At 43.6% G+C, this 25,771-nt stretch carries 16 protein-coding genes; 10 read left to right on the top strand and 6 right to left on the bottom strand.

From position 1 onward, the window contains the following. The first annotated feature begins 39 nt into the window (after nucleotides 1–39). From glgX to treY, 3 genes are read left to right on the top strand one after another with little or no spacing between them, the layout of a single operon-like run. On the top strand, nucleotides 40–2,166 hold the full coding sequence (gene glgX / locus BDD43_RS22405) for a glycogen debranching protein GlgX (protein ID WP_121199950.1): 2,127 nt from the start codon (nucleotides 40–42) through the stop codon (nucleotides 2,164–2,166). A gap of 7 nt (nucleotides 2,167–2,173) precedes the next feature. Then, nucleotides 2,174–3,997, top strand: coding sequence for a malto-oligosyltrehalose trehalohydrolase (gene treZ, locus BDD43_RS22410; RefSeq protein WP_121199952.1), 1,824 nt, complete (start codon nucleotides 2,174–2,176; stop codon nucleotides 3,995–3,997). Continuing rightward, on the top strand, nucleotides 3,990–7,733 hold the full coding sequence (gene treY / locus BDD43_RS22415; RefSeq protein ID WP_121199954.1) for a malto-oligosyltrehalose synthase: 3,744 nt from the start codon (nucleotides 3,990–3,992) through the stop codon (nucleotides 7,731–7,733). The genes treZ and treY overlap by 8 nt, the downstream gene beginning before the upstream one ends. Here the strand turns inward: treY and BDD43_RS22420 are convergent. After that, the gene (locus BDD43_RS22420) at nucleotides 7,717–8,838 is read right to left on the bottom strand and encodes an ISAs1 family transposase (RefSeq protein WP_121195558.1); all 1,122 of its coding nucleotides are present in this window, start codon (nucleotides 8,836–8,838) and stop codon (nucleotides 7,717–7,719) included. The two genes, treY and BDD43_RS22420, sit on opposite strands and share 17 nt — an antisense overlap. A gap of 143 nt (nucleotides 8,839–8,981) precedes the next feature. Here BDD43_RS22420 and BDD43_RS22425 point away from each other — a divergent pair, with 143 nt between their 5' ends. Next, entirely contained in the window at nucleotides 8,982–9,446 is a 465-nt protein-coding gene (locus BDD43_RS22425) for a 4-alpha-glucanotransferase (RefSeq protein WP_121199956.1), read from the top strand. 56 nt (nucleotides 9,447–9,502) lie between these two features. On the opposite strand, the gene BDD43_RS22430 is transcribed toward BDD43_RS22425, so the two are convergent. Further along, the gene (locus tag BDD43_RS22430; protein ID WP_121202086.1) at nucleotides 9,503–10,276 is read right to left on the bottom strand and encodes a DNA-formamidopyrimidine glycosylase family protein; all 774 of its coding nucleotides are present in this window, start codon (nucleotides 10,274–10,276) and stop codon (nucleotides 9,503–9,505) included. A 130-nt stretch (nucleotides 10,277–10,406) separates the two neighbouring features. Between BDD43_RS22430 and BDD43_RS30215 the strand changes: the two genes are divergently transcribed. Beyond that, the gene (locus tag BDD43_RS30215; RefSeq protein WP_162847147.1) at nucleotides 10,407–10,580 is read left to right on the top strand and encodes a DUF6496 domain-containing protein; all 174 of its coding nucleotides are present in this window, start codon (nucleotides 10,407–10,409) and stop codon (nucleotides 10,578–10,580) included. A 98-nt stretch (nucleotides 10,581–10,678) separates the two neighbouring features. On the opposite strand, the gene BDD43_RS22435 is transcribed toward BDD43_RS30215, so the two are convergent. After that, nucleotides 10,679–10,948 (bottom strand): hypothetical protein, encoded by a 270-nt coding sequence (locus tag BDD43_RS22435; protein ID WP_147425716.1) that lies wholly within the window; start codon nucleotides 10,946–10,948, stop codon nucleotides 10,679–10,681. 87 nt (nucleotides 10,949–11,035) lie between these two features. Between BDD43_RS22435 and BDD43_RS22440 the strand changes: the two genes are divergently transcribed. The 5 genes from BDD43_RS22440 to BDD43_RS22465 all read left to right on the top strand — a co-directional run bounded on the left by BDD43_RS22440 (nucleotide 11,036) and on the right by BDD43_RS22465 (nucleotide 21,443). Next, a complete protein-coding gene (locus BDD43_RS22440; RefSeq protein ID WP_121199960.1) occupies nucleotides 11,036–11,767 on the top strand; it encodes an ImuA family protein in 732 nt (243 codons plus the stop codon). 2 nt (nucleotides 11,768–11,769) lie between these two features. Continuing rightward, the gene (locus BDD43_RS22445; protein ID WP_121199961.1) at nucleotides 11,770–13,275 is read left to right on the top strand and encodes a Y-family DNA polymerase; all 1,506 of its coding nucleotides are present in this window, start codon (nucleotides 11,770–11,772) and stop codon (nucleotides 13,273–13,275) included. A 12-nt stretch (nucleotides 13,276–13,287) separates the two neighbouring features. Beyond that, entirely contained in the window at nucleotides 13,288–16,470 is a 3,183-nt protein-coding gene (locus tag BDD43_RS22450) for an error-prone DNA polymerase (protein WP_121199963.1), read from the top strand. Between the two features lie 43 nt (nucleotides 16,471–16,513). Then, a complete protein-coding gene (locus BDD43_RS22455) occupies nucleotides 16,514–18,517 on the top strand; it encodes an HRDC domain-containing protein (RefSeq protein WP_121199965.1) in 2,004 nt (667 codons plus the stop codon). Nucleotides 18,518–19,205: 688 nt separating this feature from the next. Next, nucleotides 19,206–21,443, top strand: coding sequence for a PAS domain-containing sensor histidine kinase (locus BDD43_RS22465; protein WP_121199969.1), 2,238 nt, complete (start codon nucleotides 19,206–19,208; stop codon nucleotides 21,441–21,443). A 210-nt stretch (nucleotides 21,444–21,653) separates the two neighbouring features. Here BDD43_RS22465 and murA read toward each other — a convergent pair whose 3' ends face one another. The 3 genes from murA to BDD43_RS22480 all read right to left on the bottom strand — a co-directional run bounded on the left by murA (nucleotide 21,654) and on the right by BDD43_RS22480 (nucleotide 25,687). Next, nucleotides 21,654–22,961 carry a UDP-N-acetylglucosamine 1-carboxyvinyltransferase gene (gene murA, locus BDD43_RS22470; RefSeq protein WP_121199971.1) on the bottom strand — a complete coding sequence of 436 codons (1,308 nt, stop codon included), beginning with the start codon at nucleotides 22,959–22,961 and terminating at the stop codon, nucleotides 21,654–21,656. Between the two features lie 117 nt (nucleotides 22,962–23,078). Next, entirely contained in the window at nucleotides 23,079–23,810 is a 732-nt protein-coding gene (locus BDD43_RS22475) for a DUF4290 domain-containing protein (RefSeq protein WP_121199973.1), read from the bottom strand. 350 nt (nucleotides 23,811–24,160) lie between these two features. After that, the gene (locus BDD43_RS22480; protein WP_121195523.1) at nucleotides 24,161–25,687 is read right to left on the bottom strand and encodes an IS1182 family transposase; all 1,527 of its coding nucleotides are present in this window, start codon (nucleotides 25,685–25,687) and stop codon (nucleotides 24,161–24,163) included. Nucleotides 25,688–25,771 lie beyond the last annotated feature (84 nt).

Below are 25,771 nucleotides of genomic sequence, written 5' to 3' on the forward strand. Positions count from 1 at the left end.
TTTTTCGATGTTGTAGCACCTAAAAAACAGGATAACCATATGACTACAGAAATTTACCCGGGGCAGCCCTACCCCTTAGGTGCAACATGGGATGGCAAAAGCGTTAATTTTGCGTTATACGCCGACAATGCCACGGCAGTAACTTTATGTTTATTTAACTCGGTTAACGACGAAACCGAAATTGAAAAAATACAGTTAACCGAACGCTCGCACCAGGTATGGCATGTTTGCCTGCCCGGAATAAAACCAGGCCAGTTATATGGCTACCGGGTTGATGGACCTTACGAACCCCAAAACGGGCATCGTTACAATCAAAACAAGTTACTGATAGACCCTTATGCCAAAGCTATTGCAGGCATGATTGACTGGAACAACGGCATTTTTGGCTACGAACCCGGCAACCCGGAAGAGGACCTTAGCTTTAGCAATATTGACAGTGCGCCATTCATTCCAAAAGCGGTAGTTATCGACCCTTCTTTTAATTGGGAAAACGATTGCAGCCCTAACAGGCCCTATCATTTATCCATCATATACGAAGCACACGTTAAAGGCTTAACCCAAACCCATCCCGACATACCCGACGAAATTAGGGGAACCTATGCAGGCATGGCCCACCCCGCCATGATTGCCTATTTAACAAGCCTTGGCATTACCGCTATTGAACTGATGCCCGTGCACCATTTTGTAATAGACGGGCATTTGAAAGAGAAAGGTTTAAGTAATTATTGGGGCTACAACACCATTGGCTTTTTTGCACCTCACTCGGGTTATTCAAGTTCGGGAGTAGTTGGCGAGCAGGTAACCGAGTTTAAAAACATGGTTAAAGAATTGCACAAAGCCGGCATTGAAGTGATACTGGATGTGGTTTACAACCATACCGCCGAAGGTAACCATTTAGGCCCAACGGTATCGTTTAAGGGTATAGACAATGCATCGTACTACCGCTTAACCGACGACAAACGCTACTATAACGATTATACCGGTACCGGCAACACCTTAAATGCCAATTTGCCAAACGTATTGCGTTTGCTGATGGATAGTTTGCGCTACTGGGTTACCGAGATGCACGTTGATGGTTTTAGGTTTGATTTGGCTGCAACCCTTGCGCGCGAACTGCACGCAGTAAACCAGTTAAGTGCCTTTTTTGATATTATTTACCAGGACCCTATTATATCGCAGGTTAAACTGATTGCCGAACCGTGGGACATTGGCGAAGGTGGTTACCAGGTGGGCAAGTTTCCGCCGGGATGGGCCGAGTGGAACGGCATTTACCGCGATTGTATACGCGATTACTGGCGCGGGGCAGATAGTATGTTATCTGACTTTGCCGAACGCTTTACCGGAAGCTCCGATCTGTATCAAAACGATTATCGCAGGCCAACTGCCAGCATCAACTTTATTACCGCTCATGATGGCTTTACCTTAAACGATTTGGTTAGCTATAATGATAAGCATAACGATGCCAATGGCGAGGGTAATAACGATGGCGAAAGCAACAACCGGTCGTGGAACTGCGGTGCAGAAGGGCCAACTGATGATAGTGCCATTAACGAATTGCGCGAACGCCAAAAACGTAACTTTTTAACTACACTTTTCCTCTCGCAGGGCGTGCCTATGCTGGTATCGGGAGACGAATTGAGCAAAACGCAAAATGGCAATAATAACGCTTATTGCCAGGATAACGAACTATCGTGGATAAATTGGGATAAGCAGGACACAGCCTTGCTTAACTTCACCAAAAAATTGATCGATCTGCGAAAAAACCATCCTACATTTTGTCGGAGGCATTGGTTTCAGGGTCAGCCTATTAAGGGCATTAATGACATAGCCTGGTTTTTACCCGAAGGTACCGAACTAACCGAGGAGCATTGGAAAGCCGATTTTGCCAAATCACTTGGCGTATATATTAACGGAAAAGGCATAAAAACACGCGGCGAAAAGGGGCAAAAAATGGTGGACGACCACTTTTACATCATTTTTAATGCCCACCACGAACCACTTACCTATATACTACCCCCAGAGCAATTTGCTCCAGATTGGCAAAAAATACTGGATACTGCACAACCCGATTGGGAAAAGAAAGAGACATGCAAAGCCGGAGAAGATATTAAAATTCAAGGTCGCTCTGTTGTGGTTTTAACTCACAAACTCCTGTCAGATAAATAGTGGCCATATGCGTGAGATAGGTATAAATTTCGGCAACAAAACTGCTTTGGTACAGCTATGGGCACCACAGGCCAAAAAGGTTGAACTGTTAGTTACAGATGCAGGGCACCGTTTAGCGTTAAAAAAAGGCCACCTTGGCCACTGGAGTTTACAAACCGACGAAATTAAACCTGGTGATAAGTACCAATTTGTGTTGGATGATGATAAAAAATTACCCGATCCGGCTTCGTTAGCGCAGCCGGACGGGGTTCATGGGCCTTCGCAAGCTGTTGACTTAAATGCCCTTACGTGGACCGACAAGCAATGGACAAACCCACCACTTGCCGACTATATTTTTTACGAACTACACACCGGCACTTTTACGCCCGAAGGTACATTTGATGCCATTATACCTAAACTTGACCATTTGGTTGCCTTAGGTATAACAGCCATTGAAATTATGCCCGTAGCCCAATTTGCAGGCGGGCGAAACTGGGGTTACGATGGCGTATTTCCGTTTGCAGTGCAAAACACATACGGCGGTGCCGATGGCTTAAACCGGCTGGTTAATGCATGCCATGAAAAAGGGTTAGCCGTTGTGCTTGATGTGGTTTACAACCATATTGGCCCCGAGGGAAACTACTTTGCAAATTTTGCGCCCTACTTTACCTCAAAATACCAAACTCCCTGGGGCGATGCCATTAATTTTGATGATGCCGGTTGCGATGGTGTTAGGGAGTACTTTATTGAAAATGCCTTAATGTGGTTTAGAGATTTCCATATTGATGCTTTGCGTATGGACGCCGTACATGCCATTAAAGACCTTAGTGCCAAACACATTTTACAGGAAATAACCGAACGTGTTGATATTTTACAACAACAAACAGGCCGAAACTATTACCTGATAGTTGAATGCGACCTGAACGATACCCGCTACATTAACCCATTAAAACATGGCGGCTACGGCATAAACGCCCAATGGACGGACGAATTTCACCATGCTTTAAGGGTAAGTGCCGGGCAGCAGCAAAACGGCTACTATTCGGATTTTAATGGCCTTGCCGATTTGGCTAAGGCTTACATGGACGGTTATGTTTATACCGGGCAGTACTCGGCGCACCGTGAAAAAAAGTTTGGCTCGCAAATAGTTAACAACCCGGGCCAGCAATTTGTAGTATTCTCACAAAACCACGATCAGGTTGGTAACCGTATGCTGGGCGAACGCAGCAACCAGCTCTACAGCCTTCAAATGCAAAAATTACTGGCTGCCGCCGTTATGGTTAGCCCATACCTGCCCATGCTGTTTATGGGCGAAGAAATGGGCGAAACTAACCCTTTCCTGTACTTCACCAGCCATCAAGACCCTGAACTGGCCGAGGCAGTACGGAAAGGCCGCAAAGCCGAGTTTAAGGCTTTCCATGCCGAGGGCGAAGCTCCCGACCCACAATCGGTTAATACTTTTCAAAACTCCAAAATACAATGGCAGTTGCTGCAAAACCCAGAGCGGCAAACCATGTTTGAATATTATAAAGCCTTAATAGCATTGCGCAAACAATTACCGGCCCTAAAAACGCTAAACCGTAAAAATGTAAAGGTTGAAGTTGATACCAACAAACAAACCCTCACCTTATACAGATGGCACCAGGACCAGGTGGTGGTTTGCCTGATGAATTTTTCTAAACAAGAAAAACCGGTAAACCTCCGTTCCGAAATTAAGCAATGGGATAAGGTTTTTGATTCTGCCGAGCCTAAATGGAACGGACTGTTAGCATCTCCCCAAAAAATCAACTCTGGTGTTGGTTTAAAATTACAACCCCAATCGGTTATCATTTACACTAAAGCCCATGTATAATCCGGTATCAACCTACAGAATACAGTTTCACAAAAATTTCACCTTTAGTGATTTTGAAGCTATTATACCTTACTTGCACCAGTTGGGTATTAGTACAGTTTACGCTTCGCCCATATTTGCGGCTACGCCGGGCAGCATGCATGGCTACGACGTGGTTAACCCACTACAAATTAACCCCGAAATTGGCACGCTGCAACAATTAAGAAACATACACAGCAAGTTAAAGCAATTGGGCATGGGCTGGTTACAGGATATTGTGCCCAACCACATGGCCTACCATCAAAACAACTTATGGTTGATGGATGTGTTGGAGAAGGGCCAAAAATCCGTGTACTCAACCTATTTTGATATGCTATGGGATAATCCGGCTTATGATGGTCGCATTATGGTACCCTTTTTAGGTTCACAATTAGATGACGTTATCAAAAACCGGGAACTGCAAATAGCTTATCAAAACAACCAATTGGTTTTTAGCTATGGCGGGCAGGCTTATCCCTTGCAACTCCACTCCTACGGCCAACTGCTACCCGGCGATAAACAGGTGCAGCAGTTTGATGCCATACTGAAAAGCATAGCTAACGCGGATAGCATTGCCGATAAAAGCAAATACGCCGGGGCTTGTAATGAGATAAAAACACAATACGCAAACATTTTTAAAAAGGTTTTCACGGGCAGCTATCTCAAAAAAGTAAACAGCAATGCAGCCTTGCTTAAAAGCATAGCCAGCCAACAGGCCTATGCATTATGTTATTGGCAGGCAACCGATAGTGAAATTAATTTTCGCAGGTTTTTTACCGTTAACGGGCTTATTTGCCTTAACATGCAAAACAGCGAGGTATTTAACCATTATCACCAGTTAATTAAACAGTTGCTAAACGAGGGTATACTACAAGGGCTACGTGTTGACCATATTGACGGCCTTTACGACCCCGAATTATACCTCGCACAACTGCGCGCCTTAGCCGGAGATGATACCTACATTATTGTAGAAAAAATATTAGAGCAAGGCGAGCCGTTCCCAACTAACTGGCCCATACAGGGTAATACCGGGTATGATTATCTGGGCCTGGTAAACAACGTTTTCACCAACAACAAAAACCAGGCTGCGCTATCAAAATTATACCAACAGTTAACACACCAAAACACCGATCCGCATCAAGGTATAACCGAAAAAAAATCGCTTATACTTTTTGAGCACATGGCAGGCGAACTTGAAAACCTGTATCAGTTGTTTTTGAGTTTAGACTTAGCCGATTCTAAAACCATAGAAAAAGTAAAACCTGCCGATTTAAAAAACGCAATTGCCCAATTACTCATTCATTTCCCGGTTTACCGCTTTTATGGTAACATTTTGCCGCTTGGTGATATTGAGAGCGTTGCATTGCGTAACATTTTCAAGCAAATCATCGGCTTAAAGCCTCAACTTAAAGCGGCTGTAAAATTACTGCAAGCTGCACTGCTTAAAAATGCAACAAAAAACAGCAACGATTATAATACCAGAGCCATACGGTTTTACCAGCGCTGTATGCAATTTACAGGGCCGTTAATGGCTAAAGGCGTTGAGGATACGTTAATGTACACCTACAACCGCTTTATAGACCATAATGAAGTTGGCGATTCGCCCGAGGCTTTTGGCATTAAGGTTAGCGAATATCACAGGCTGATGGGCAACAGGCAGCAGCAATGGCCCTTAACCATGAATGCAACCTCCACCCACGATACCAAGCGTGGCGAGGATGTACGCTCCCGGCTTAACGTTTTAACAGATGTGGCCGATGAATGGGCGCAGCAAATTTTGCTTTGGCAGCAAATGAACAAAGGGCTAAAAACCGATGGCCTGCCCGATGCTAACGACGAATACTTTATTTACCAAACCATAATTGGCGCCTATCCGTTGCCGCAGCAGGGCGACGATGATTTTAAAAACCGGGTACAGGATTATTTGGTAAAAGCTTTGCGCGAGGCCAAACTTAACTCTAACTGGGCACAACCTAACCAAGATTATGAGGCCGCAGTTAAAAGCTTTGTAAATAAACTATTGAATAAAAAAGGGCAATTTTGGTTAAGCTTTGTTGCTTTTCAGCAAAGGATAGCCAATTATGGCGTTATCAATTCGCTATCGCAGGTGCTGTTAAAGTACACATCGCCCGGTATGTCCGATTTGTACCAGGGTTGCGAATTATGGGATAATAGTTTGGTTGACCCCGATAACCGCCGACCGGTTGATTACAAATTGCGCCAAAAATTATTGAATGATACAACAGGCAAATTTGAATCGCAAATTGAGCTTTGGCAACACTTATGGCAAAACCGTTATAACGCACAAATAAAACTGGCCCTAACAACAACCTTATTAGCCGAACGTAAACAAAACGCAGGGGTATTTACCACCGGAGCATATATACCCCTAAAAGTAAAGGGAAAGTACAAGCAAAACGTTTTGGCATTTGCAAGGCAGCTAAAGCAAACCTGGTATGTAATTGCAATACCACTCCATTTAGCAGCTATTATTGGCCGCGATGAACAGATTGAGAACTTCGACTGGCAAGATACACGCATTATTTTACCGGATGAAGCACCATTGCAATGGCAACACTTGCTAACCCAAACTAAAGGCTTCGCCGCTAAGGGCATACCTGTTGGCAATATATTTAAGCCCGTTTGCCCGGCTATACTTAAACTACATACCGCCGAAAAAGGCGCGGGTGTGTTAATGCACATCACTTCCCTGGCTTCGCCGTATGGTATAGGTGATATTGGCCCCGAGGCGCATAAGTTTGCCGATATGTTACATCAAAACCGGCAAAAATACTGGCAAACGCTGCCTGTAAATATGGTTCAGGAAAGTTCGGGGTACTCGCCTTATAGTTCCGAATCTGCTATGGCCGGTAATATTTTATTAATTAGTCCGCAATTACTTGCCGATGATGGCCTGCTGGATAAAAACGAACTTAAAAAATATCGTTTTGAAAGCCAAACTGTAGATTATCAACGGGCTGTTAACATCAAAAGCACCTTATTTAATTTAGCTTACCGGCAATACACCAAGCTCAACAATACTACAGCTTTTGAAGCCTTTAAAAAGCAGGAAGCTTATTGGTTGGATGATTTTTCGGTTTATAGCGCATTAAAAAACAAATTTAACGGTAAACCCTGGTACGAATGGCCTGCCGAATATAAGTTGCGCAATGCGGCTTCCCTTAAAAAACTGGGGAAAGATGAAGCTCATTATATTGAAATAACAAAATGGCTGCAATATGTATTTGCCACACAATGGCAAAAGCTTAAAAACTACTGCCACCATAAAAACATTCAACTCATAGGCGACATTCCGTTTTATGTAAGTTATGATTCGGCAGATGTTTGGCAAGCACCGCAACTATTTAGTTTAGATAAACAAGGCAGCATAATAAGTATGGCCGGCGTGCCGCCCGATTATTTTTCGGCAGAGGGGCAATTGTGGGGCATGCCTGTTTACCGCTGGGATGAAATGAAAAAAGATAATTACCAGTGGTGGTTACTGCGCATAAAAAAAAACATGGAGTACTTTAATTTGCTCAGGCTCGATCATTTTAGGGCCTTTGTATCTTACTGGGAAGTACCCGCCCACCAAAAAACAGCCATCAACGGGCAATGGCAACAAGGGCCGGGAAGCCATTTATTTAACCGGTTACAACAGCAATTGGGCAATTTGCCATTTTTAGCCCAGGGCCGACGCATTAGGAATTTGTTTTAGCGATTAATGAAAGAAGAAATTTATGGTTCCACCCGGCCATTTTTCTTTTTGCTTTCAGGCTGGCCTTACTGGTTTTGTCGGCTTTTAGGATATTTAGGGCTATCTTTCTGACTACGGCAAGGTTTTGGGCGGTCTGTTTGTTCCGTGTGGTATTGTAATCTTCGCCAAATCCGACATCCAACTGCCAGTGCAATTGGTTCTCAATGCCCCAATGTGCGCGGATGGCTTGGTTAAAATAGGCAGCATCAGCACGGAGGCTGGAGATATAGTAGCGGTCTTGTATGGAGTGGCTGTCACCTATTATCCTTTCCGAGGTTATTTTGATGATGGTCTTTATTCCCTTCCAATTTTCCTTTTCGTCAACCCAGTTAAGTTCATGAATGACTTTGCAGTCTCTGATCTCCGCCCGCCCGTGGCCCTTATCCAGGTGCTGGCTGTAACTGTCTTCTTTAAAGTTGAACTGATTGATTACCTGTTCATAAAGTGTTTCCTGGTTCTGTTTCAAAGCAAGGATATAATCGCCCTGGCTTTCGACAATCTGTTCAGCAATCGCTTTCTGTGTACCCATTGCGTCGATGCTTACTACCGCCCCTTTGATGTTCAATAGCGATAACAATGCTGGGATCGCCGTAATCTCATTGCTCTTGTCATCCACTTTTTGTTGCCCCAGTACCAACTGGTTACGACCCGACCAGGCGCTTACCAAATGCAAGGCCCCCAACCCCTGGTGTTTGCAGGCGCTGTTACAGATGCTCTTTCCATCGATAGCGATCAACTCCTTTTCGCCAGACAGGCCCGACTCCTCAAGACCCCGGCTAAGTTCCGCTGTCCAGGCACGAAAACACTGTTCAAAAAGCGCCGAATCGATCAGCATAAAAACCCGGTTGATCGTGTCATGACTGGGTATGCCGTTTTCAAGAGGCAGCAACTGCTTTAAAAAATCTTCTTTCTCCTTCCCGAATTCTTCCATCTCGTACCAGCTTTCTGCACCACATAGAACGGCCAATACCGACAAAATGATAACTTCCAGTAAATTGTGTTTCTTATTATTACCTGTACGAGGATCAGGTATCCATCTAAAATGATTGTGAAGTGAAGTCGTCATATGCTTTTACAAAGAAAAAACGCTAACCCGACTCTAATCCTCCCGAAACCACAAAAGTTATACCTACGTTTCCAACACTTTGTTCATAACCATATCAACTTTTAACTATTCTTATGCGTCAGCCCTGATTTTTAGCCGAAGACCTGGGCCAAATTACCGATGATGTTTACACCCTTAGAGATGAGTTTAAATTACCCGGAATGCGCGTAATGCAGTTTGCCTTTGGCGATGACTTGCCCCTATCTCCACATGCGCCGCATAACTACATTGATAATTGCTTTGCCTATACCGGTACGCATGATAATAACACCACACGGGGCTGGTATGAAACCGATATTGATAAAAGTGGCCGCAAACTAATTAATGCATACACCGGGCAAAACATTAAAGCTAAAAATATAAATAAGGCAATAATACGGCTATGTTACTCATCGGTAGCAAAAGCGGTTATTATACCCATTCAGGATGTATTGGGCCTAAACGGCCAAAGCCGCATGAACATACCATCATCAGCAAATGGTAACTGGCTATGGCGGCTAAAACAGGATAACACCTTAGACAAGGCCATGAAATACCTCAATGAGTTAGCAGTACTTTACAACAGGTAAGTACCAATAAAAAACTCATAATCAAACACTTATTAAAAATTACCCAAACAGCTTTTTTATTCAAAAAGCTGTTGTTCATCGGTATAATAAGTGCGGCGCGAGTTAATTTCGGTATGGTGTATGGTTGCTCCGCCGGGGGTTTGCTCGCGCTTGGGCTGGTGTACCAGCAAAAAATCCCTTACCTCTCCGCTAATAATATCCGGTTTAGCTTTAAGTATTTGTTTTTCAGCATCTTTTAACACCTTTGTTATAGCTGTAATTAAAGCAGTAACCTGTATTTCGGGGAGTTTATTGCTGATGGATAATGGCGAAATTTTGGCATCATATAAAATTTCGTCGGCGTAAGCATTACCAATACCGCGCAGCACTTGCTGGTCTAACAGCACTGTTTTTATGGGTTTACGGGTGGCCCTAAGTTTTTCGATAAGATATGCCGGTTCAATATCCAGCGCATCCGGCGTGTCGCTCGCTTTAGGGTCAAGCGTTGGTGTAGCTGCTTTCTGAAAATCGCTCATTGCCAAACCAGTACCATCGGCAAACAGCAGTTCAATAATTGCAAACTTGCCATCGTTATGCCCGGTAAAAACATGTAGTGTACCATGCAGCATCAGGTGCAAACCTAAAACATGGCCGTTTTTAAATTCAAAGTGTAACTCCTTCCCCACCCGCTTAATTTGTGTTAGCTGTTGATGTTGTAAGGCAGCCTGCAATTGAGCTACCAATACGTTGAGCTTTTTATCAACTGGTACGGTTACCTGTTTCAGTATTTTACCTTTAAATTTTTTATTCAAATTATGGCTAAAAGCCTGCAAATCGGGTAATTCGGGCATGTTACTTCGTTTTTTAAATATGGATTGATAACAACCATAGCCAGGCATTGGTTGTAGCTACAAAATAAACAAGTTGAAAACTTAAAAAGCATACAATTGTTTAATTGTTATAAACTAAACTGAGCTTATTATGACTAAATATGGAGAAAAAGCGCATGACAAAGTTGAACAGGCCATGCACGAAAGAAAAGAAGGCACATTAAAAAGCGGCAGCGGTAAAAAGGTTACCTCAAAAAAACAAGCCATAGCCATCGGCCTGTCCGAAGCCCGTAAAGAGGGCAGGAAAGTGCCCAAAAAAAGTTAATAAACAACAAACCAACAACTGCCAGGCCATAATAACCAGGCAGTTGTTGGTTAGCAGCCCGGTGCAAATTTATCCTTTTCTAATGCGTGTTGGCCGTATTAAATCACCTCCACATAATTGATAATAAATTTAGCCAATTGTTCTTGCTCGGCAACGCTAAGCGTTTCACCATCGTATATCCAATACCCTTGTGCGTCAAATAATATCCGGCCCAAATAATCGGGGTTATCGTCAAAAGCGGTATACAATTTATAAGTAGTTATTAGCGCATTTTCATTATCGGGCACCACGCGCACAATTTCATCGGCGCCCTTCCTTCGCTTTACCCAGGCCTTAGCCTCTTTGTTCAAACAAGCTCTATTTGTCATGATAAAACAAAAGTGGAAAATAATTTGTAATTACCCATACAAAATACTAAAATTATTAGCATAAATTTACAGTCGCAAATAAAGTGTATGCCCGAAACAAAAAAAGATATCATTAGCAAGCTCCGTAAAGATATTTTGCTTTGGGAGGGGTTTAAGCCGCCCGCAGCAGGCAAGGCTAAAGGTATTGGCCTTGGCCCAATGGAGCAGGCTTTTCCAAATGGCGTATTCCCTACGGGCGCCATCCACGAGATGCTTTGCCCCCTGCCCGAACACGCGGCGGCAACAAGCGGCTTTATGGCCGGTTTACTGGCCGTTTTAATGCAGCAAGGTGGTGCATGTTTATGGATAGGTACATCGCGAAAGCTCTTCCCACCGTTTTTAATGGCCTTTGATGTGGAGCCCGATCGTATTATTTTTATTGATGTACAGCGGGAAAAAGATGTGTTATGGGCGATGGAAGAAGCGTTAAAGTGCGAGGGCCTGGCCGCCGTTATTGCCGAAGTAAAAGATATAAGCTTTGCACAATCGCGCAGGTTACAGTTGGCTGTAGAAAACAGTAAGGTAACCGGCTTTTTATTACGTAACAATTTGCATAAACCCGGTGCTACAACCTGCGTAGCCAGATGGAATATTACTGCCCTGCCCAGTGAATTGCATGACGAGCTACCCGGAATAGGTTTTCCGCGCTGGCAGGTTCAATTACTTAAAGTGCGCAATGGCACCCCCGGTAGCTGGAAACTGGAGTGGGTAAACGGCTGCTTTGTTACTATTGAACAGGATAATTTGGCAACTCAATTACCGCAACTCAAAGTTGGTTAATTATGCAAAAGCGTTTTGTTTCTATATGGTTTAGCCATTTAACTACCGATTGGCTTACCCTGCGCCGGCCCGAATTAAAAGAGGTGCCCTTTGTTTTTGCTGCGCCTGTTAGGGGGCGCAATATAATTACAGCGGCCAATATTTTAGCCGAAGCACAGGGCGTAACAGCAGGTATGGCTGCCGCCGATGCCAAGGCCATTGTTCCGTTATTAGAAGTTGTTGACGATATTCCGGGCCAGGCCCAAAAGCTGTTAAAGGCTTTGGGGCTATGGTGTATAAGGTATACGCCGCTAATTGCAATTGATTTGCCTAACGGTTTAATACTCGATGTTTCGGGCTGCGCGCATTTGTGGGGTGGCGAGCGGCCCTACCTTGGCACCATAATAAAAATATTAAGAAGCAAAGGTTACAACGCCCGTGGCGCAATGGCCGATACCGTTGGTACAGCCTGGGCAATAGCCCGCTATGGCCGTTTAAAACCAATTATTGAGCCGGGCACACAGGCACATGCCTTGCTTACTTTACCACCTGCGGCATTAAGGCTTGAACCCCTGGTTTTAGACAGATTGCAAAAGCTTGGTTTTTATACCATTAAAAGCTTTATTGGCATGGGCCGCTCGGTATTACGCAGGCGCTTTGGCCCCGGTTTATTACTCCGGCTTGACCAGGCTTTGGGTAACGAGGATGAACCGCTACTGGTATTGCACACTGCCCAACCTTTCCACGAGCGTTTACCCTGCCTGGAGCCAATACGCACGGCAACAGGCATTGAAATTGCCATAAAAACACTACTGGAAAACATGTGCGAACGCTTACACAGCGAAGGCAAAGGTTTACGAACCGCCATTTTAAAATGCTACCGTGTAGATGGTAAAATAATTGAAGTTGGCATTGGCACTAATATCGCATCGCACCATATTAATCATTTATTTAAATTGTTTGAACTAAAAATATCATCTATAGCTCCCGCTTTGGGTATAGAGTTATTTACACTTGATGCACCAAAAGTAGAGGATATTGAACCCGGACAGGAAATACTATGGTTGCCCCAGGGTTGCAGCCTTGAAGATGTGAGTTTAGCCGAATTGTTAGACAAGCTGGCTAATAAAATTGGCAGCAGCAGCATTAAACGCTATTTACCCCAGGAACATTACTGGCCCGAACGCTCTATTAAGCTGGCCCTTTCTTTACAGGAAAAACGCACTACCAACTGGCGAACCGACAGGCCCCGACCATCATTATTACTACCCAGGCCCGAACGCATTGAAGTAACCGCCTTAATACCCGATTACCCGCCAATGTTGTTTATCTATAAAAATAAAGTGCACCAAATAAAAAAGGCCGACGGCCCCGAGCGCATAGAACGCGAATGGTGGATAGAAGCCGGTGAACACCGCGATTACTATTATGTGGAAGATCAGGATGGCAAACGTTACTGGCTATTCCGGTTGGGCCATTACTCGGGCAACAGGCCCGGCCAATGGTTTATTCATGGATTTTTTGCCTGAGAAAGCTTTACAATGAACTATACAGAATTACAGGTAACAACCAATTTTAGTTTTTTACGCGGTGGCTCGCACCCCGAAGAACTGGTGGTGCAGGCAGCAGAGTATGGGCAGGCAAAAATTGCCATAACAGACCATAATAGTGTTGCCGGGGTTGTGCGGGCCCATTTGGCAGCAAAAGCAAAAGGCATTAAAATTATACCGGCTTGCAGGCTTAACCTGCTTAATGGGCCAAGCCTGCTTGCTTACCCTACCAACCAGGATGCCTGGGGCCAAATGTGTGCCCTGCTAACCACAGGCAACCTTCGCGCCGAAAAGGGCGAATGCCACCTTTACACTAACGATGTTTTTGAACACGCAAAGGGCATCAAATTTATAGTGGTACCACCGGCATCGCTTTACAAACAGTTTAATTTTGATAACCAATTTAAAGCCTCATTAAACCTGTACCGCGAGGCTTTAGGTAATCAACTTTACATAGCAGCCAGCCGATGCTATAATGGCGATGATGCTAAACGGCTGTACCGCCTATCGCAATTGGGCATACCCATGGTTGCTACCAATGATGTGTATTACCACCAGCCTGCACGCCGCGAATTGCAAGATATTTTAACCTGTGTACACCAAAAATGTACTATCCACAATGCCGGTTTTGCATTGCATCCCAATGCCGAAAGGCATTTAAAGCCCAGTGATGAGATGGAACGCCTTTTTATGCAATACCCTGATGCCATAGCACTTACACAGGAAATTGCCGAAGCCTGTACATTTTCGCTCGATACTTTAAAATATATTGAACCCGAGGAGGTAAGCACCGATGGCCTTACCCCACAGCAACGCTTAACCCAATTTACATGGAACGGCGCAATAAAAAGATTTGGAGAAGAGATTCCGGAAAAGATAAAAAAACAGATAGCCTTTGAACTGGATTTTATTGAACGAAAAAAGCTGGCCTCTTACTTTTTAAGAGTTTACCGCTATACTCAAAAAGCCGAAGAACTGGGCATTTTACACCAGGGGCGCGGTTCGGCGGCCAACTCAACGGTTTGCTATTGTTTGGCCATAACCGCTGTTGACCCTATGAAATCAAGGCTGCTGTTTTCGCGCTTTATGTCTGACGCGCGCAACGAATGGCCGGATATTGATGTAGATTTTGAACACGAACGGCGCGAAGAAATTATCCAGTTTATTTATGACGATTATGGTCGTGATAGAGCTGCTATTGTAGCTACAGTTACCCAGGAGCGGCATAAAGGAGCCATCCGCGATGTTGGTAAAGCTATGGGATTATCCGAAGATACCATCAAACGGCTATCCGGCGCAATATGGGATTTTTCGGAAGAAGGATTTAACCGCCAGCGCATTATTGAGCAAGGCCTTAACCCAGATGAACCGCTGTTACAAAAAGTACTACAGCTAACCGAGCAATTAATGGGCTTTCCGCGCCAATTAGGGCAACATACAGGTGGCTTTGTTATCACACGGGGTAAACTCTCGGATATTTGCCCGGTAATGAACGCCCGCATGCCAAACCGCACCCAACTGGAGTGGAACAAAGATGATTTAGAAGCTTTGAGCATTTTAAAAGTTGATGTGCTTGGCTTGGGTATGCTAACCTGCATCCGCAAAGGGTTTGATTTGGCCAAACAACATTATGGCCTCAACCTTACACTGGCAAACATACCGCAGGATGACGCCGTGGTGTACGAAATGATTTGCCATGCCGATACGCTTGGGGTTTTCCAAATTGAGAGCCGGGCGCAAATGTCAATGCTTCCGCGCCTAAAACCCCGATGCTTTTACGATTTGGTTATCGAAGTAGCCATTGTACGCCCCGGCCCTATCCAGGGAGATATGGTGCATCCCTACCTGCGCAGGCGCGATGGTACCGACCCGGTAGAATATCCATCAAAAGAACTGGAAGAAATACTTGGCCGAACGCTGGGCGTACCTCTTTTTCAGGAACAAGCTATGGAAATAGCCATTGTAGCCGCTGGTTTTACCCCTGCCGAGGCAGACCAGCTACGCCGTAGTATGGCAACTTTTAAAGCTAAAGGCCTGGTAAGCCAGCACCAAAAAAAACTGGTTAATGGTATGATGGCCAAAGGTTACGACGAAGAATTTGCCAAACGTATTTTTAAACAACTGGAAGGTTTTGGCAGCTATGGTTTTCCCGAAAGCCATGCCGCCAGTTTTGCCTTGTTAGTTTACATATCATCGTGGATAAAGTGTTACTATCCGGATATTTTTGCGGCTGCCTTACTCAACAGCCAGCCAATGGGCTTTTACCAACCCGCGCAAATTGTAATTGATGCCGAAAAGCATGGCGTTGTTATGCGCCCTGTTGATGTTAACTATTCGTTATGGGATAATACATTGGAAGAAAAAACCGGCAAATATTGCGCATTACGCCTGGGTTTTAGGCAGGTAAAAGGTTTAAACGAAACAGACATGAGCGCTTTGATAGCGGCCCGCGGAAAAGGCTATACCAGTATTAGCCAGTTAAGCGATGCCGGTATATCGCAAGCCTCTATTGAGATACTAACCGATGCGGATGCCTTTGGTTCGTTAAACTTAAACCGCCGCCAGGCGTTATGGGAAGTGCCCGCATTAAGCGATAAGCCTATTGGTTTATTTACCGGCCAACCCTCAGAAAGTACCCAAGAAAGCCAGATAACCTTACCGTTTATGACACCCGCCGAGCATGTAGTGCACGATTATGCCGCCACAGGTTTATCCCTAAAAGCACACCCCGTTAGCTTTGTGCGAGAAAAATTAAAGTTATTGCATGTAACAGCCACCGGTGAACTACCTTTGCTTAAAGATGGCAACCGGGTTAAAGTGGCCGGGCTTATTACCGTGCGGCAACGCCCCGGCACGGCCAAAGGTGTTTTATTTATCACCATTGAAGACGAAACAGGGTTTTCTAACCTGGTGGTATGGGAAAAAGTATTTGAAAAATACCGCAAAGAAATTTTACAATCGCGGTTGCTTATGGTTGAGGGAAAGCTGCAAATAGAGGGCGAAGTGATACACGTTATTGTTAAAAGCTGTTTTAATTTATCACCATTATTACGCGGGCTTACAGCTACCGGCAATGAAAACTTGCCTGTACTTACACTTGCCAATGCCGACGAAACAACCTCGCCAGGGCCTGATCCCCGAACAGTTTTTCATAAAGGGCGAAATTTTAAATGATAAAAAGCCAACCTATTGGTTATATTAAATGGCAAGTTAAAAAATGGATAAAATGAACCCCGTAATGCAGTTAGCGTTTGATTACCTGGAAACAACTAATACCATTGTTTTTTTGACAGGTAAGGCCGGAACGGGTAAAACTACTTTTTTGCAGCAAATTAAGCAATTATCTAAAAAAAAGCTGGCTATAGTTGCCCCTACCGGCGTGGCCGCCATTAATGCAGGTGGCATGACTATCCATTCGTTTTTCCAAATGTCATTCGGGCCAATTATACCATCCGGAAATTCAAGGCCGGAGGTTCATTTTAGCGCAGAAAAAAAAGACCTTTTATTTAATTTAGAACTACTGGTTATTGATGAGGTAAGTATGGTGCGCCCCGACGTGCTTGACCAGATAGATTTAATTTTACGTAACATTAAAGACAATAGCTTCCCATTTGGCGGGGTGCAGCTTTTGCTCATCGGCGATCTTTCGCAACTAAGCCCTATTATTAGGGATGAAGAGTGGATGATGCTGGGCCGCTATTATACTACTCCATATTTTTTTAGTAGCCAGGTTATGCAAAAGGCGCCCTATGTGCGTATTGAACTCAACCACGTATTCAGGCAAAAAGAACAAGCTTTTGTTGATATATTGAACGAGGTGCGCAACCAAACCATAAGCAAAAAAAGTTTGGATGTATTAAACAGCCGCCACCAACCAGGTTTCCATCCCACCGCTAACGACCCCTACATTACCCTTACCACCCATAATGGCATTGCCCAGCAAATAAACAAGGAGTTTGTGCAAGCCTTACCGGGGCATGAATTTGAATTTAAAGCTACCATAAGGGGCGATTTTCCCAAAGACGCCTACCCTACCGATGCCGAACTTAAATTAAAGATTGGTGCACAGGTAATGTTTGTAAAAAACGATTCCTCGGCCGAAAAGCTTTTTTACAACGGCAAAATAGGAACAGTTACCCGGATAGAAACCGACACCGTATTTGTGCGCTGCGGAGATAACGACAAGGAAATTGCCGTACAGGCACTTGAATGGAACAACGTTAAATACCAGCTAAACGACGAACAAATTAACGAAACCAATGCAGGCAGTTTTGCGCAAATACCGTTAAAGCTGGCATGGGCTATCACCATACATAAAAGCCAGGGCCTTAGTTTTGATAAAGCCATTATTGATGTAAGCGAGGCCTTTGCACACGGGCAAGCCTATGTTGCTTTAAGCCGTTGCCGCAGCCTTGCAGGTATGGTACTGCGCAACCCCATCGCCTCGCACAACATTATTGGCGATCCTGCGGTGGCCCATTTCAATCAGCAAGCCCAAAGCATTAAACCCGATGCAGCACAATTACAACAGCACCAGCAACTGTATAAACAGTTTATGCTTAGCCAGTTGTTTAATTTTAATGGCTTAAAAACCCTGGCCGTTAATTTTGAGCACCTCATGCCGCATTTGCAAAAAGATATTTTAGATGTTGCCGATAAATTTGCACGGCAACTAACAGCCGAGCGCGTACAAAAAGCAGCAGCGTATTTTTTGTTGAAATTAAGCCAGCTTACCGAAAGCCTGCACATGCAGTTACCCGCCACAATAGCCCAATCGAAAGAAAAAGCAGCCGAGGCTGATAAACTAATACAGTGGATAATGGCGCGCATTAGCCTGATGGATTTTTTTTCAAAACAAGAGTTTAATATTCAAAGCTATATCACTATAAAAGCAAACGCACGGGCCAATTTTGCAGCTAATAATTCGCAATCATACGTTAAGGCACTAAACGCCAAGCCTAACGAAAGGCTATACAACCAAATACTTGCCTGGCGGGATAGTGCAGCCCAAAAAGAAACCATAATGCCCAACATGGTACTATCCGAAAAAACGGTAGCTGCCATTGCCGAAAAACTGCCTGCAACGTTAAAAGCGCTAAGTGCTATAAAAGGTGTAGGCCCCCAAAAAGCGGCGCAACACGGCAACCAGTTAATTAGCATGGTGCGCTTGTACCAACAGGAGCTGTGCGGGTTAGAAACCGAACAAAAAAGCTTATTTTAATAATCACTGTTGTGCGATAAAAGATAACAGGATAGCCTGAGCAACAAAAAGCAGGTACAACATTTTTGGCCAAGCCTAAAACTTGTTTAAAAGCAATTTTGCCGAAATATTAGTCTGGCGAAATTCGATCTGCAAATAACAAAATTTCTTCCTGGGAGACAGAACAAGAACAGATTACTTATATTCACAAAAAATTATGAGAGAAGATGGATGTGCCAGATCCAATTATTATCAATACAACCATAAAATTGGAATAAGTTTTTTTTAACAATACCTAAGTTATGCATTCATTAAACTTTAAATTATATACGCAACCGGGCCATCAGCAATCAAAAAAAAAATTAGTGGGCCATAAACTAACACCCGAAACAGATAGGCACATTGTTTTGATTAGTGCAAACAACACCTTTACTAAATTAAAAAAGTGGCTTAAAAACAGCCCAACAGCCGTTTCACTTCATACAGTTAACACACATCTTACTATCATTTTTACGGCAGTTATTACATATTACCCAACTAAGCAGCCGCAATATTTTCCGTTTTTTAAAGTGCTTCTGCCGTAACAGTCGCCAAATTAAATATGATAAAAAAATAAATCGATTTGTATAGTTAAAAGGCATGGTAATAATTAGTGGCTTTTTAAACAATAAAATAGTCAAATCGTAAAACGAATTATTAATAAGTTGGCATGAGCGATCATAAAAATAAGCCTCAAAATCAAAATGAGGCTATCTATAAAATGTGCTATGAGCACAGTCTTGACGGAATACTCTTAACGGTACCCAATGGCACTGTTTTGGCTGCTAACCCTGCGGCATGCGCAATATTTGGGATGACCGAAGCAGAAATTTGCGGATCAACCCGTTCGATGCTTTTTTATCCGGGCGACCCCAATTTCAAAAAATTAAGTATTGAACGGGAGCAAAACGGCGCAGTAAGGGGCGAGCTTACGCTGATGCGTAAAGATGGTTCAAGGCTTATTGCCGAAATTAGCAACCGGGTTTTTGTTGCCGACAATGGCGAATTACGCGCAACCATCATCATCCGCGATATAACAGAAAAAATCAGGGCAGAAAAAAAGATCAGGGAAACCGAAGAAAGGTATAAACAAATTGTTGAATTATCTCAGGAAGGCATATGGTTAATTGACGAATACAATAACACCACTTTTGTAAACCATGCAATGGCCGCCATGCTTGGGTATAAACGTGAAGAGATGTTGGGTATGCAACTTTTTGAATTTATGGACGAAGAAAGCCGTAAAATATCAGAAAGCAATATTGAAAAGCGTAAAAATGGGATTACTGAGCAGCACGACTTTGTTTTTTTGAAAAAAGACGGAACAAAAGTTTTGGTAATTATATCTACCACGCCTATTTTTAAAAACGGCCTTTATAGCGGTGCCATGGCCATGATTACCGATATAACCCAAAGAAAACTTGCCGAAGAAAGTGCCCTATCCAGCGAAGAACGTTTTAAGGAATTGGTTGAAAATAATAATGATGCCATATTGTTGCTGGATAAAAACCTGCTTACCGTTTACCGCAGCCCTGCAACATACCGCATGATGGGTTTTACCGACCAGGAACGTATTGGCCGTAGCTACCTGGAATTGGCGCACCCGGATGATATTAAACAAATTAAACGATTTCAGCAATTAGTACTAGACAACCCAGGCAAGCCTATTCCAATTAAAGTACGGGCAAAACACACAAACGGGCATTACCTATGGCTTGAAGGAATTGCCAATAACCTAATGCATAACAAAAGTGTTAATGCCATTGTGGTTAATTTAAGGGATATTAGCGAGCGCAAAAAAGCAGAAGACAAAGTGCAGCAGTTGAACAACAGGTTACGTATTGCTACCGAAGCCGCCAATGTTTGCATATGGGAATGGGACGTTATTACCAATGAATTAACATGGGATGATGCTATGTACCGCCTTTATGGCCTCAGTGCTAAAGAAGATGCATTCAATTTTAAGTTGTGGCCAAGATATGTACACCCCGATGATTTACAAAAACTATTAACGGATAGCGATGATGCCATAAAGGGAATACGGCCCCTGGACACCGATTTCAGAATTATCAGACCATCAGACCAAGCTGTGCGGCATATACGCTCCAAGGCTTTAAATGTGATAGATAAAAAAACGGGAAAAGTACTAAAAATGATAGGCAGCAACTGGGATATTACCGACCGCTGGCTTGCAAAACACGAAAAAGAAACGATTTTAAGCGACTTGGTTCGCCGGAATGATGATCTGGAACAATTTGCTTACATCATCTCGCACAACCTGCGCGCACCCGTTACCAATGTGTTAAGTTTAAGCGATATGCTTATCAATGATGATGTTGACCAGGAATCGAAACCAATAGTTTTACAGGGGCTCGACCTATCGGTAAAAAAGATCGATCTTATTATCAACGACCTCAATAACATATTCCAATCGAGGAAAAGAATAGGCGATAAAAAAGAAAAGGTATATTTTCAACCACTTGTTGACGACATTAAATTCAGTATCAACAACATGATGCAAAAAGAAAATGTAACCCTTAAATGCTACTTTACAGAAATTGACCATATAGTTACCGTTCGCAGCTATTTATATAGCGTTTTATACAACCTCATTTTAAATAGCATCAAATACCGCAATCAGGAAACCGATCCGGTGATTACCGTTAGTACAAAAATAGATGATCATAAATATCTAATCCTCACCATTACCGACAATGGAAAAGGGATTGATTTAAAAAGAAATAAGGAAATGCTTTTTGGCCTTTACCAGCGTTTTGACGAAACTGTGGAAGGCCGGGGCCTGGGTTTGTACATGGTAAAAACGCAGGTTGAAGTTTTAGGCGGAACGATACAAGTAGATAGCGAAGTAGGTATAGGCACAACATTTAGTATAACAATACCTGTTTAATTGCCTAAAAAATATAGCCGCTGTTTGTTTGGCAAGTATTTTTTTAAGCCTTACTGTAAAAAACTAAACCGGGTTGTTTTTTACAGTAAGGGTTATTAGTATAATTATCAGCAGGTTGCCACCATCAAAACAAGCAAAGTACATAAATTACTACAGTAACTTTAGCAATAAATCACTAAAAATTAATTGCTGTAACCGGCAAATTGGTAACTATTCTATACGCTTAATATCGGCACCAAGTGCTATCAATCGTTCGTCTATATGCTGGTAGCCGCGTTCAATTTGCTCAATGTTGTAAATAGTTGATGTGCCTTGTGCAGATAGGGCCGCTATTAATAACGATACCCCTGCACGTATATCAGGCGATGTCATTTTAATGCCCCTTAGCGCCATGTGCTTATCTAAACCAATTACGGTAGCACGGTGCGGGTCGCACAAAATAATTTGGGCACCCATATCAATTAGCTTGTCAACAAAAAACAGGCGGCTCTCAAACATCTTTTGGTGTATCAATACCGAGCCTTTTGCTTGTGTGGCTATAACCAGTACAATGCTTAGTAGGTCGGGCGTAAAGCCTGGCCAGGGAGCATCAGCAATAGTCATAATAGAGCCGTCAATAAAAGTTTCTATTTCATAATGTTTTTGTGCAGGTATGTAAATATCGTCGCCACGGCGTTCAAGCTTAATGCCTAATCGTTTAAAAACGTCGGGTATCATACCCAGCTCATCATACTGCACATTTTTAATTGTTATTTCCGATTCTGTCATCGCCGCAAGGCCAATAAACGATCCTATCTCAATCATATCGGGTAACATGCGGTGCGTGGTGCCGCCCAGTTCGGTTACGCCTTCAATAGTGAGCAGGTTGCTGCCAATACCGCTTATTTTTGCGCCCATGCGGTTAAGCATTTTGCACAGTTGCTGCAAATACGGCTCGCAGGCTGCATTATAAATGGTAGTAGTGCCTTTGGCCAGCACGGCAGCCATAACCACGTTGGCGGTACCGGTTACCGAAGCCTCGTCGAGCAAAATATAGGTGCCTTTTAAATTAGAGGCATCTACATTAAAAAAGCCGTTCTCGGGGTTATAATCAAAACGTGCGCCTAATTTTTCAAAGCCTAAAAAGTGAGTATCTAACCGTCTGCGGCCAATTTTATCGCCGCCGGGTTTAGGTATAGCTGCCTTGCCAAAACGGGCAAGCAGCGGCCCAACTATCATGATAGAACCGCGCAAACTGCCGCCTTTAGCCTTAAAAACAGGCGACTGAAAAAAATCAAGATCTATATTTTTTGCTTCAAACGTATAGGTATCGGGAGCATCTTTTTGGATAGTAACACCCATATCTCCCAATAATTCTATCAGTTTATTCACATCAACAATATCTGGTATATTGCTGATGGTTACTTTTTGCGATGTAAGCAGCACAGCCGAGATTACCTGTAGTGCCTCATTTTTTGCACCTTGTGGAATAATTTCGCCCTTTAATGGCTTACCACCTTTTATTTCAAATGCGCCCATGTATGTTTTAGATATGAGATGTTAAGTTTTAGATATGAGATTGGTTGTACAATGATAATTAGATTGAGCAAATTTAATACCGCGTTTGTCTCCAAATCTAATTTCTCCTACCTAAAATTAATATTTACGGCCACCACCGCCGCCTGTATTACTGCGGCCACGGTTGTTTTGATTGTTGTTGCGGTTGTTTTGCGTGTTATTGGTACGCCCGCCGCCGCTACCGCCGCCACGGTTTTGCGTGTTTGAACGGCCACCCGTGCTACCCTTGCTTTGGGTATGGGTGTTTGCACGATACTCAACTTTGGCCAGGTTAACATTTTCGTCGAGCTTTAGCTCACCGCCCGATAATTCGTACAGGTGTGCCAATATAGTTTCATCCGTTACCGAATCTTTGTTCCATTGCACGTAGGCCATTTTCATAAAATTGGCAATAGCCTGTACCATATGGTTACGGCGGTCGGCCTCCTGTATGCTTTTGGCCTTAACAATCATCATCTCAATGGTTTTGCCATAGTGTTTGTATTTAATACGCTGGTGCGGATATTTTAAAGGCTCAGGTTTTTCGTGTATCTTTTCCGGGTCGGGTGGTGGATACGGCGAGTCAACATCAATCTGGAAGTTTGATATAATGTGCAGGTGATCCCACAGTTTGTGTTTAAAATCGGCAACGTCGCGCAGGTGGGGGTTTAAAAAGCCCATCAGGTCAATCACCACAGCGGCGTATTTATTGCGTTCTTCTTTTGTAGGAAGCGCAACGATGTATTTGACCATGTTTTGAACATTGCGGCCATATTCGCTCAACAGCAGTTTACTCCTTGTTGAGTTATAATCAAAAGTTGGGTATACCATGTAAAATTTAAAGTTTTTTGTGTGTAGGCTTACTTAGTATTTATTCCCCGGAACGGGAAGGCTGAGATACTCCGGCATAAGCCCGGTTATGAAATGAACTGCCATAAGCAGCGCTCAAATATAAACAACAATTTGCGAATGTGCAAATGAATAAATGTGCTGGCGTGCAAATGATTTTAATGTGTTAATTGCGGATACTATTTAAAGAGGCCGTCTCATAAGCAATTATGAGGCGGTTTTTTTATGGAATATATTTGGATTGTGCTATTAGGGGCTGAAGCTCTATTGTGCAGATATTTCGTTTCTGATCGATTCTAAGAGCGTTTTTTGGAAAAAGGGGGCGAAAAGCCTCAGGCTTTCCACTTTCTGAGGTTATGAGCGATGGATAACAGGCCTATTTCGACCTCGGTTTTGGACATGCCTTTCAGCAGAAAGCGCCTGAAGCCATGATTATGCTTCAGTTGGGCAAATACCGGTTCCACATCGGCAGGCCTTCGCTTTCGGTATTTGATGCCCTGTTCTGTATTTAATCTTTCCTTTGCTTCCTGCTTGTGTTTTCTCAGGGAATGGTTCACCTCAACGATCCGGTTGCCCTGCCCGCTATGGCATACGCCACGCATGGGGCAGTTATTACAATTCTTTGCCTGGTAACGGCTGATCAGCTGTACATGGCCCGATGTGGTTATTCTTTGACCATCACCGATATGTGCCATCCGCTGGCCCATCGGGCAGGTCAGGTAGTTTTCCCCTTCGTTGTAATGCAGGCTGTCATTACTGAACGCTTTGATGCCTTCCTTTTGTTCTTTGTCGAACGTATTGTACTTGATATAGGCTTCGATGCCTTTTTGCTGTAAGATGCCGTAGTTCTCGTCTGAACCGTAGCCGGCATCGGCCACAACTGCTTGGGGAAGTGTGTTGTATAGTGCTTCGTATTGGTCTATGTGAGATGGCAGGGTCTGATAATCGGTAGAGGTTTGATGCAGGCTGTAGTTAAGGATGAACTGATCTTGTGTGGATATTTGTAGGTTATATCCAGGTTTAAGCTGCCCGTTCAGCATGTGGTCTTCCTTCATCCGCATAAAAGTCGCATCCGGGTCGGTCTTTGAAAAGCTGTTACGGATACCTAACTGCTTTTCCTGCTGGTCATAACGTTCCAGGTTTGCAGGCCAGTTCTTTCTGGCATAGTTCAGCTTTTGTTTGACCTGCTTGCTTACTTCTTCCTTGTCGTTCAAAGCGGCATCGATCTTAGCTATGGTTTCTTTTACTTTTTCAGGGTTGATCTCTTCAAAAGATATTGGCGTGGTATCTTTTAGTTCTTCTGCCGCAAGGCCTTGCGCGTACTTCCATAGTTCATCCAGCTGGCTTTTGATCTTCTCTTTACTGTTCTTGATGCTTTTGCCCCATACAAAGGTGTATTTGTTCGCCACCGATTCGATCTTGGTGCCATCGGTAAACACAGTCTCTTTAAGCGAAACGATACCCTGTTCTGCCAACAGCAGTACAATCTGAGAGAAGATCTGCTTTAAGATACCCGACAGCTTTTCGCTCCGGAAACGGTTTATGGTATTGTGATCGGGCTTCTTCATCCCCAACAGCCACATAAAGTGGACGTTCTGTGCCGCCTGGTCTTCCAGCTTTCTTGATGAATAGGTATTGGTCAGGTAACCATACACCAGCAGTTTCAGCATCAGCCGCGGATGGAAGCTTGATGCCCCGCCGCCTTTATACTTGCGGTTGATCGGTTTAACGTCTATCAAGTCAACTACTTGTTTGACTATGCGTACCGGGTGGCCCTCAGGTACTAACTCCTCCAGTTTATACGGTAAAAATGTTAACTGGTCAGGGTCATATGGCTTAAAAACTACTTTCGCTCCCATGCCTTTAAGTTAACAAAAATCACTCTAAAATAACAAGAGGCTGCCTCACTTTTGAGACAGCCTCTAGAGGGGCTTGTTAAATTC

The organism is Mucilaginibacter gracilis (assembly GCF_003633615.1).
Lineage (GTDB): Bacteria > Bacteroidota > Bacteroidia > Sphingobacteriales > Sphingobacteriaceae > Mucilaginibacter > Mucilaginibacter gracilis.